The organism is Companilactobacillus insicii, from assembly GCF_003946015.1.
GTDB lineage: Bacteria > Bacillota > Bacilli > Lactobacillales > Lactobacillaceae > Companilactobacillus > Companilactobacillus insicii.
In genome coordinates, this window is record NZ_RHNU01000006.1 from 78,256 (window position 1) to 89,167 (window position 10,912).

Annotated in this window: 10 protein-coding genes; 7 read left to right on the plus strand and 3 right to left on the minus strand. The window is 34.5% G+C overall.

Annotated elements, in window-relative coordinates:
• The first annotated feature begins 52 nt into the window (after window positions 1-52).
• The 5 genes from guaA to EKM79_RS03360 all read left to right on the plus strand — a co-directional run bounded on the left by guaA (window position 53) and on the right by EKM79_RS03360 (window position 5,126).
• A complete protein-coding gene (gene guaA, locus EKM79_RS03340; protein WP_125565873.1) occupies window positions 53-1,609 on the plus strand; it encodes a glutamine-hydrolyzing GMP synthase in 1,557 nt (518 codons plus the stop codon).
• A gap of 211 nt (window positions 1,610-1,820) precedes the next feature.
• The gene (locus EKM79_RS03345) at window positions 1,821-3,005 is read left to right on the plus strand and encodes a HEPN domain-containing protein (protein WP_125565875.1); all 1,185 of its coding nucleotides are present in this window, start codon (window positions 1,821-1,823) and stop codon (window positions 3,003-3,005) included.
• A 136-nt stretch (window positions 3,006-3,141) separates the two neighbouring features.
• A complete protein-coding gene (locus tag EKM79_RS03350; RefSeq protein ID WP_125565877.1) occupies window positions 3,142-3,540 on the plus strand; it encodes a type II toxin-antitoxin system HicB family antitoxin in 399 nt (132 codons plus the stop codon).
• A gap of 263 nt (window positions 3,541-3,803) precedes the next feature.
• Window positions 3,804-4,631: a YitT family protein gene (locus EKM79_RS03355; RefSeq protein WP_246005613.1), complete on the plus strand. Its 828-nt coding sequence runs from the start codon at window positions 3,804-3,806 to the stop codon at window positions 4,629-4,631.
• Window positions 4,632-4,802: 171 nt separating this feature from the next.
• Window positions 4,803-5,126 (plus strand): hypothetical protein, encoded by a 324-nt coding sequence (locus EKM79_RS03360; protein ID WP_125565881.1) that lies wholly within the window; start codon window positions 4,803-4,805, stop codon window positions 5,124-5,126.
• Window positions 5,127-5,239: 113 nt separating this feature from the next.
• On the opposite strand, the gene EKM79_RS03365 is transcribed toward EKM79_RS03360, so the two are convergent.
• Together EKM79_RS03365 and EKM79_RS03370 are read right to left on the minus strand one after the other, a co-directional pair.
• A complete protein-coding gene (locus EKM79_RS03365) occupies window positions 5,240-6,241 on the minus strand; it encodes a lipid II:glycine glycyltransferase FemX (RefSeq protein ID WP_125565883.1) in 1,002 nt (333 codons plus the stop codon).
• Window positions 6,241-7,470, minus strand: a complete 1,230-nt coding sequence (locus EKM79_RS03370) for a carboxylate--amine ligase (RefSeq protein WP_125565885.1) — start codon at window positions 7,468-7,470, stop codon at window positions 6,241-6,243. The genes EKM79_RS03365 and EKM79_RS03370 overlap by 1 nt, the downstream gene beginning before the upstream one ends.
• A 431-nt stretch (window positions 7,471-7,901) precedes the next feature.
• On the opposite strand from EKM79_RS03370, the gene asnB reads away from it, so the two are divergent.
• Window positions 7,902-9,860: an asparagine synthase (glutamine-hydrolyzing) gene (asnB, locus tag EKM79_RS03375; protein ID WP_125565887.1), complete on the plus strand. Its 1,959-nt coding sequence runs from the start codon at window positions 7,902-7,904 to the stop codon at window positions 9,858-9,860.
• Between the two features lie 248 nt (window positions 9,861-10,108).
• On the opposite strand, the gene tnpA is transcribed toward asnB, so the two are convergent.
• Window positions 10,109-10,537: an IS200/IS605 family transposase gene (gene tnpA / locus EKM79_RS03380; RefSeq protein ID WP_125565889.1), complete on the minus strand. Its 429-nt coding sequence runs from the start codon at window positions 10,535-10,537 to the stop codon at window positions 10,109-10,111.
• Between the two features lie 57 nt (window positions 10,538-10,594).
• Between tnpA and EKM79_RS03385 the strand changes: the two genes are divergently transcribed.
• Window positions 10,595-10,912 (plus strand): helix-turn-helix domain-containing protein (locus EKM79_RS03385; protein ID WP_164505988.1); only part of this gene is annotated, 318 nt, incomplete at its 3' end.

Sequence of the window (10,912 nt, forward strand, 5' to 3'; positions counted from 1 at the left end):
GACAGAGAGTCGTTTTTCATATACAATAGAATAAATTAAAAACTAGGGGGATATGGATTTGAGCAAACAATGGCCAGATGCGGACAGCATCATTGTTTTGGATTACGGTAGCCAATACAACCAATTGATCACTCGTCGTATTCGTGATATTGGTATCTATTCAGAATTACTACCTAATACAATCACTGCCGCAGAGATTAAAGAAATTAATCCAAAAGGTATTATTTTGTCAGGTGGACCAGACTCAGTTTATGACAAAGATGCCTTCTCAATTGACCAAGACATTTATAAGCTAGGAATTCCTATGCTTGGTATTTGTTACGGTATGCAATTGATGTCTTACAACTTGGGCGGAAAAGTTGAATCTGCTGACAATCGTGAATATGGAAAGGCTGATATCGAAGTTACTGATTCAGACTCTGCATTGTTCAAGGGATTGCCTAAGAAACAAGTTGTTTGGATGAGCCATGGTGATTTAGTACGTGAAGCACCAACTGGATTCACAGTCACAGCAACAAGTAAGAATGCACCTATTTCATCAATCGCTGATGTAAAACGTAAGATGTATGGTGTTCAATTCCACGCTGAAGTGCGCAATACAGAATATGGAATGGATATTTTGAAGCACTTCGCATTCGACGTATGTGAAGCCGAAGCAAACTGGACAATGGATGACTTCATTGACCAACAAATCGAAAAAATTCGTGAAACTGTTGGCGACAAGAAGGTTCTTTTGGGACTTTCAGGCGGTGTCGACTCATCAGTTGTTGGTGTTTTGTTGCACAAAGCAATTGGTACACAACTAACAAGTATCTTCGTTGATCATGGACTTCTACGTAAGGGTGAAGCCGATCAAGTTATGGCTAGTCTTGAAGGCAAGTTTGGCTTGAACATTATCAAAGTTGACGCTCAAAAACGTTTCTTAGACAAGTTAGCTGGAGTTTCTGATCCAGAAACAAAACGTAAGATTATCGGTAACGAATTTATTCAAGTTTTCGACGAAGAAGCAACTAAGTTGAACGGAATCGAATTCTTGGCACAAGGTACTCTATATACTGACGTTATCGAAAGTGGTACAAGTACTGCTCAAACAATTAAGTCTCACCATAATGTTGGTGGACTTCCAGAAGACATGCAATTCAAGCTTATCGAACCATTGAGAACATTGTTCAAAGATGAAACTCGTGAATTAGGTGAGAAGTTGGGCATGCCTCATGACCTAGTATGGCGCCAACCATTCCCAGGGCCAGGCCTTGGAATTCGTGTTATTGGTGAAGTTACAGAAGATAAACTAGAAATCGTTCGTGATTCTGACTTTATCCTTCGTGACGAAATCAAGAAGGCTGGATTGGATGAAGAAATTTGGCAATACTTTACAGTATTACCAGGAATTCGTTCAGTTGGTGTTATGGGTGATGGTAGAACTTACGATTATACAATCGGAATTCGTGCCGTTAACTCAATTGATGGTATGACAGCTGACTTCGCTAAGATCGACTGGGATGTACTTCAAAAGATCTCGGTTAGAATCGTAAATGAAGTAGATCATGTCAATCGTGTAGTTTATGATATTACATCTAAGCCGCCAGCAACCATAGAATGGGAGTAGCCTACTAGATACGATTTAGGCGTATTAAAGCTGGTATGATAGGCTTTACAGTTAAATTGTAATTTACTAGTTTGGTACTATTTCTAAGTTGAATATATTATTTGATACCTTGGCCTGATTTTTGGGTTAAGGTATTTTTGATTGATAAAAAAATATAAAAAATACAATATAACTATATAATTTTATTATAGCAATTAGGTGGGAAATTAATTTGGAAACGGGAAAGTGGATACGTAATAGTCATTTTGATAATTTATGGCCAGATAATCCATTAAGTTTTTGGAATATCAGTGAAAAAGGGATTCCTGTGTCAATCACATGGAGTAAGTGTTACTTTGAGGATTATTTAAAATTATCAGACGAGTATTATTATGCGGGTATAAAGATTGTTAATGAAGTAATACATGCTGGACATGATAATTTAAAAGATGATTCTTGGTTTTTAGCTGGTATTTTTATGTTTAGACAAGCAATTGAACTTGTTATTAAAGCAAGAATATATTCTCTTATACATAATAAGAGAGAAATTCAATCAATACTTATTGAAGATAAACATGATTTATCTAGTCTTTTTCTTAGGATTAAAAAATTAAATGGCATAAGTAATATGTCATATATTAATCTAAATTGGCTTGATACGTATTTAAAAGATTTGAATGAACTAGATTCCAATTCGACAGTGTTTAGATATCCGTTAGATGTAAAATTTCTTTCGAAAAATCCACCAAAGTTTGTTGATGTTTATAGAACATCTGTAAAAATGGATTTAGCGTACAGCCTTCTTAGAAGCATATTCAATGATGGAAAAAGTTTCTCTGATAATTTGCCGACTGTTTTACCAAAGCCTAAATTTTTTTCAATTGCTAAAAATGGAATTGGAAATTGCTATCTAGTTCATCCAAATAGTTTTAGTCGTTATTATTTGATGATTAATGGATATTTATCCGTAAGTGAATTTTTGCTTTCCAATCATATTGGATGCGAAAGTAAAAGACTTTATTTTCCGGAAATGTTTTCCATTAGACAGCTATTAGAGCTTGAATTAAAACAATTGGTTTCTTCGGAGTACAGTGAGATTGCTAATTTAAAAATTAGACATCAGAGTCACAAAATATATACAGATTTTTGGACAAAATTAAATCCAGTTATTAATAATTATGGTGATTCTAGCAATATACTTAATAATATTAGTGGATTTATTGAATTATTTCAGAAAATAGATAATTCAGGTGATTTTTTTCGCTATCCATCATCATATAGCCATGAATATCATACGTTAATAAGACCTATTGATCCTATTAATATTTTATCTTGTGTAAGGTCAATTACTAATTTGTTTGAAGGTTGTGATGCCATGTTTTATGATTATGCTGAATTAGAGCAGAATATGTTATAAATGGATATGTGGGTTTTTAATAATCAATTTGCTTCAGTCGATATTTATAGAGTGCCAAAAAATTTCTTTATACTGTAAAGAATAGTAGTGTATTATTACAAAGTTACCGAAGATAGTGGGAGAATGGAGCATAAGTATGAAAAAAAGATTGGTAGTGTACCCAGCTATATTCGATGATTCGGAAAATAAAAAAGGTGTATATAGTGTAGAATTTCCTGATGTACCGGATACTTTAACTTATGGAAATAGTTTAGCCGAGGCGCTGGATAGAGCTCCAGAAGCGTTGGGATTATCATTGTACGAATTGACAGAGCTTCCCAAACCATCTGATATAAATGAAATTAGAAAAATGAACCCGCAAGCCATTGTTAATTTTGTTAGTGTAGATCTCGAAAAAATCAAATTGAAAGTTAAGGTTCCGTACGTAAGAAAAAATACATCATTACCCGCAGATATTGCCCAACAGGCAGAAGAACAAAACATTAATTTTTCCGAAACTTTGCTCGAAGGATTGAAACGAAAACTTAAATCTTAATTATTACTTTTTATTAAATATGAAGTACCCTACAATGACTAGATAAAAATCTAATGATTGTAGGGTACTTTAATTTTATGTAGGAGTATTTCTTAAACTCTATTTTCTTTTATATATGAACATATACTATAATTAATATTAATTGATCTAAATAGTTATATCGGAGGGGATAATATGAAACTAAAGTGGACCAGATACAATAGTTGGGAACTATTAATGATTACCCTAGGATGTGCTATTTATGCCTTTAGTCTGGATGTGCTATTTATGCCTTTAGTCTGGATATGATCTCTATTCCAAATGGTCTGGCCGACGGTGGCTTAAGTGGTATTACACTGATTATCCGATATTTCTTAAACATTAATCTGGGTGTCAGTACCCTGGTACTTAATATCCCCCTAATATTAATTGGATTTCGTTTTTTGGGTAAGCGAGTTATGTTCTATACACTTTATGGGACAGTTTGTTTGTCATTATTTTTAATGTTTTGGTCTCACCAAACAATTATTAAACCATTACCACTACATCATGATTTATTATTGTCATCCCTGGCAGCTGGTGTATTATCCGGACTTGGGATTGGATTAGTCTTCCGCTACAACGGAACAACTGGCGGCAGTGATATTATTGCACGTGTAGGTCAGATGAAGTTCGGTATGTCATCTGGCAAGGGAATAATGATTATGGATTATGTGGTACTATTTCTATCGCTATCGTATTTGGACTTCTATCACATAATGTATTCGCTGATCGTAAGTTTTGTACTGGCAAGGATGATTGATCTTGTCCAAGAAGGTCCTGATCGCGCCAAGGCAGTGTTGATCATATCTAATCATTATCAAGAGATTACTAAGTTAATTGATATTACGCTGGATCGTGGCTGGACGTATTTAAATGCGGAAGGCGGATATCAAAATGATAAGAAACAAATTATTTATATAATGATTCAACCACGAGAAATACCTCAACTTAAGCAATTGATCAAGGCTGTTGATACTAAGGCCTTTGTTACAGTGCTCGATGCGCACGAAGTAATTGGTGAAGGCTTCAGTTATAAGAGAAAGAAATACCACGTTAATTTACATAAGTAATGACATTCATCACCTCAACCAAAAATCAGGTTGGGGTATTTTTGTCCCCCTCTAAAAATTAAAATAAAATGTCTATTTTGACTTTTTTATTTAAAAATAAAGTATGCACTGATATATTTTATGGTAATATTCAATATGTAATTACATATTGAAACAATAGGGAAGAAAATTATGGAAGAAAATCAAAAAACTCAAACTAGAGATCATGTAGTTGTCAACAACTACACGGCTAAGGCACAAACTAATCCAATGGGGACAGCAGGATTCGTGTGTGCTCTAGTTGATTTATTCTTAGGCTGGGTACCATTCCTTGGCTGGCTGTTATGGTTTGTTGGTGCTGGACTTTCGATTGCCGGATTATTCAAGAATCCAAAGGGATTAGCTATCGCTGGAACAGTTATTTCATTTATTGATGTTATTATTATTTCATTTATTGATGTTATTATTATTTTGATTATTGCATCGAGTGTAGCTTCAATTGCATCAATGCTTTAATTTCTAGGTTATATATATTTAATACCCTAATCTGAAATCAGGTTAGGGTATTTTTTTAACGAAAAAAGGTCCTACATCTCTCAATATTGAAAGATATAAGACCAATAAAAGTTTTACTTATTAACAAAACCATCGTAACGTTCTTTATCTAGAACATAGTCGATTTCACCAATGTATTCTAGATACTTGCTATCCTTGAAGAATCCATGTTTGAACTTGTAAAGTCCATCACTTACATCGAATCCGAAGATTCCACCAAAGTCATAACGTTTCTTACCGTCAGCGATGGCGTGTTCGATCATAGCCCATTGTAGAAGGTGAGGTGCCATGTAGTTACGGTGAGAATTTAAACTACCACCATACATGTACCAAGCTTTGTCGCCATATTCAAAGCAAATTGATCCGGCAATTACTTCGCCATCAACATAAGCAAGGTAGATTCTCATCATATCTTTACCTGTGAATGCTTCAACCATACGGTCAAAGTAAGCCTTAGGACGGTATGTAATACCGTGACGGTCACTCATTACCTTGTAAGTTTCATAGAACTTATCCATGAAGTCTTGCGTATCGCCACTTTCGATAGTAACACCCTTACGTTTAGCCAAACGAATGTTGTAACGTGTCTTTGAATGGAATGTCATGATAACGTCTTCGGGTTTGGCATTCTCGATATTCATAACGAAATTAAACCGAGGTTGAATTGTACTGTGAGCTTCACTCAATGGAAGGTTTCTGTTTCTCATAACGTATCCATGTTCAGCTAGTTTATCACTCAATTCTTGGTCGAATGGAACTTCAGGGTCAACCCTTAATAAGAAGCAGTTTCTTTCTTTCAAAGCAGGCAGGGCTTCCTTAACTAGTGCATCCAAAGTATCAACGTTGAAGTTATCTCCAACATATCCCTTAGAACAGTATGCTAAGCCGTTTATAGTCAAAACTGACATGGCGGCAGTAGGATGATTATCGATGTCTCCTAAATAAACGTAGAAGCCATCCCAGTTGCTTTTAACGTATCCCCATTCTAGTGTTTGAGTAACAGATGTAAAATCAGCGTTTTTGATATAATCTTGATATTTTGTAATTTCTGGATCATCTTTTGTAAGTACAGGCATTATAAGTTCTCCTTGTTTGTAAAGTATGTTTGATATCTTTGCCAATATTGATGGTAATACTTAAATAATCTCCAGTTACGTTTAATGGACTTATCTTGTGAATTGTAGAGTGTATAAGAATATTTTTTCTCGTTAATTAGCTTTTGAACTTTAGCTTTGATTTCGTCGTCTTCGATATATTTCACGGCTAGTTTCTTAGGTACTCCAAGCCATAAGTGGTCAGCTTTAGCAGTAACTGTCTTTGTAAAAGGTTCCTTCAAAGCAACATCTTTAACAACTTCAGCGAAGATGTTATAACCGCTGGCAGTTGTGAAGTAACTTGAACGTCCTGGACGAACGTTAACGTCAAAAGCTTTGAATTCTTCATCTCTAGCGTCATATTTCAAATCAAAATTTACGAAACCATGGAATTTGATAGTTTCTAGGAAGTTCTTAACTTGTTTGTAGAGTTTTTCATTGTAGTCATTGATAATGGCAACATAATTACCTATTAAGTTAGGTGTTACATCCTCGAGAACAGGATGACCAAGCACCATCATGCGTACTTGGTTATTGTGATCAACGTAGGCGTTGACTGTGCGCATATGGCTATCATCACCAGGAATGAATTCTTGCAAAATCATTGTGTCGGAATATCCAGCTTGATAGATTTTTTCAATTATTGAAGTTAGCTTTTTAGCGTCATCAATAATGAAAGCTTTTTTCTTACCATCAAAATGTAGTCCTAGATATTCGGTTGTATTAGCTGGCTTCAAAGCTACCGGAAAATCAAACTTAGAGATAAAGTCACTATGATTTTTAGCGGTGATAAGTTGTGTTCCTGGAATTGGTAAGTCAGTTTTTTCGGCTAGTTGATAGAACTGATCTTTGTGAGTTAATGAAGTTAATAGTTCCTGATCAATGAATGGAACGTCAAAAAGGCCCTCAAGCTTAGACTTATTACGAATCACTTGTTCAGCGTATTGGTCGCTGGCAGCAATTATAATTAAGTGTTGATAGGTTTTCTTTAATTCTTGACCAGTTTCACTAATTGCCTTAACGAATTCTTCATCGTTTGAAAAATCCTTAACAATAACGTTTAAGATTTTGGAATCACGAGTCATTATCAGATTACCACGGCCAAAACAGGTCGGTTTAATATGAAAAGCTTCATGCAATGAACGTGCAATGCCATATGCGTTATTATCGGTCCCCAGAATTATCGGCATAAAAGTTTCCGTTTTTACCATCTTGCATCCCCTAATTATTATTTCATCAATTTGTAGTTTGAATAAATAAAACCAAATGAATCTTCATTTTTAAATGGTATCACAGTTACAATTGGTGAGGGTAATAAAATTCCAACTTTTCAAGTTATGTTCATTTTAAAGTATAAAAAGTTTATAGTTCATTAACCATTTATAAGATAGGTAGATTAATAAAATAAACTCATTCTTAATAGTTTGAAATTTTTGTACTTATAAATTAGGATGATATTAAAATAAAAGGGCTTACTATTTAAAAGTTCCTTGGATAATTATGACGAATCGTCTATCATTAACTAAGAAAGTTTCACTAATGATAAATTTATTGATGATATAATAGAACTTCAAGAATTAATTGTTACTAAATAAGAATCTTTCAAAGACGTACGTTTTAAAAAAGATGGAGGAAACAATCAATGTGTGGAATTATTACCTTTAGCGATTTTGCAACTATGCAAAAGGAATCGACGATTGAGTCCATGATGGAAATGGTTCGTCACCGTGGACCTAATGTTAATGGTGGTGGCCATTTTGTTAATGATCAAATTGCTATGGGATTTTGCCGACTTAGTATTATTGATTTAAACGGTGGGGCACAACCTTTATCAAACGAAGATGGATCAATTATTATCACTTTCAACGGTGAAATTTATAATTTTAAAGAACTTCGTGAAGAGTTATTAGAAAAGGGTCACACATTTAAAACTAAAGCTGATACTGAAGTATTATTACATGGTTATGAAGAATGGGGTATGGAAGGTACTTTGAACAGAGTTCGTGGTATGTTCGCTTACCTAATTTGGGATGATAATAAAAAAGCACTATATGGTGCTAGAGATTTCTTTGGAATCAAACCGCTTTATTATTACAAACACGGAGAAACATTTATTGTTGGTTCAGAGATCAAGTCATTCTTAGAGCACCCTCATTTCAAGAAAGAATTGAATGAGAGAGCCTTAAAATCATACTTGATGAATCAATATAATGATTTGCATGAGACATTCTTTAAGGGAGTTTATCGATTCCCAGCAGGTCACTGGTTTGAATTAAAAGACAATAAGTTCACAACTCATAAATATTGGGATGCTAAATACGATATTAACAAGACTAGAACTGAACAAGAAACTATCGATGAAATTGATAAAACGGTGCAAGAATCAATTAATATGCATAACGTTGCCGATGTTCCAGTCGGAAGTTTCTTGTCCGAGGGTGTCGATTCAAGTTACGTTACATCTGTTTTGAAACCTCATGAGGTGTTCAGTGTTAACTTCGATAATGGACCTTTTGATGAGGCAACAGCTGCTGAAGAGTTAGCAAATCGTGAAGGATTAAACTTTAATAAGACAACAGTTTCAGGTGATGAAGCCTTTAATGATTTTGCCGAAATGCAATATCATATGGATGAACCAGATGGTAATCCATCAGTTATTCCATTGTGGTACTTATGTCGTTTGGCTCGTAAGAAAGTTACTGTTGTTCTATCAGGTGAAGGTGCCGATGAATTATTTGCCGGATATTTGAACTATGGTATGCATACTGAGAGTAAGGTTATCAAGCATGTTACAAGTGCCTTGAAAAAATTACCTAAGGGTGCTCGCTATACCTTAGCCAAAGGAATTCATAAAATGCCTTCATTCCCAGGTAAAGTACATATGTACACTTGGCTAGGTGATCCAGCTAAGTTTTACACTGGTGAATCAGTTGTATACGATTTAGATCAACCAGTTATTTTTACATCACGCCAAGCAAATAATATTTTGAAACCAGCTTACCGTAACGATAAGACGGTTAATGATGAATATCAAAGAGACTTCCAACGTGTTAAAGATGCTGATGCTGTTAAGCAAATGCAATACATCGACTTGCATCATTTTATGTTAAACGATATTTTGCAAAAGGCTGACAAAATTTCAATGGCTCATTCATTGGAATTACGTGTACCTTTCTTGGATAAAAAAGTTGCTGAATTAGCAAATACTATTCCAACAGAGATGCTATTCAATAGTAAGGGTACTAAGTGGGCTTTGCGTCAAGCAGCCTTGAAGCACTTGCCAGAGGATTGGGCTAACCGTCCTAAGTTAGGATTCCCAGTACCTGTTAAGGCATGGTTACGTGAAGAAAAGTATTACAATAAGGTTCGCGCTTTGTTTAGTGAAGAGTGGGTCAAAGATTTGTTTGACCAAGATAAGATCTTGAAGTTACTACTTGATAACTATGAAGGTAAAATCGATGCTCGTCGTCGAGTATGGACAATCTTCACTTTCTTAACTTGGTACAAGTTATACTTCGTTGACTTTGAAGGAGCACGTGAGAAATATGAACACGTACAACCTGATGTTAAGAAGTTTATGGATAGTGGAAAATTAGTATAGATAGTAAAGACATTCTAATTAAGGATGTCTTTTTTTATTGCACTTTTTTACGACAAATAGTGTCGCGATGAAATGCTAGAATATCTTCGTAATTAGTTAAAGGTTGGGAGGATATATTTATGGAAACAGAGGATGAAATTTTTTGTAATATGAAAAAACTTCAGGATTTAAAGTTCTTAATTTATAAAAGTTGCTAATTGAGAAAACTCGGCAATTCGTTGCTGAGATGAATCAATGTCTTGAGTAACTTATTTTTTTCCTGTCGGTTTCCCGTTATTAAATTTTGTTATTTGTGAATCTATGTATTGACTAACGATTTCTTTAGACACATTACCTAATGTACTCATAAAGTAGCTTGGTGACCAAAGGTGTCCACCCCAAAGTTGTTTCTTTGTTTCAGGGTGGATCTTGAACCACATTCTTGCTGATGCTCCTTTTAATGACTTAACTACTGAAGATGGTGTCATGTCTGGAGGAAAACTTATCATCATATGAATATGGTCAGGCATGACTTCAATATTATTGACTTCAACTCCATAGTTTTCCGATATTTTTAGAAGAATATTTTTCATGTCATTTTTCCTTATATCGTTCACAAATATCTGTTTTCTATACTTCGTTACCCACAATAGGTTGAAGTTAAAATCATATACTTTTGTTCGACCTTTTACTATCATGCGTTCCTCCATCGATGCTATAATATACCTACATTATAGCAGATAGGAGGTGAACATATGGGACTGAAAGGAATGAAACTTCGTATATATCCTACTCAATTTCAAATTGAACGTATCGCAATGAATTTTGGCTGTGTGCGTAAGGTTTGGAATATGATGTTAGCTATGCAAAAGGAACGTTATGATAATAATCCTGATTGTAAGTTTGTATCTCAATATGATATGAATATTCTTCTTCCACTGCTGAAGAAGGAATATCCATACTTGAAACAAGTTGAAAGCACTAGTCTTCAATGTACTAATAAAGATCTTTCAGAAGCATTTAAGAAGTTCTTTAGAGAACACAAAGGTTATCCTAGATTCAAAAGTAGAAAA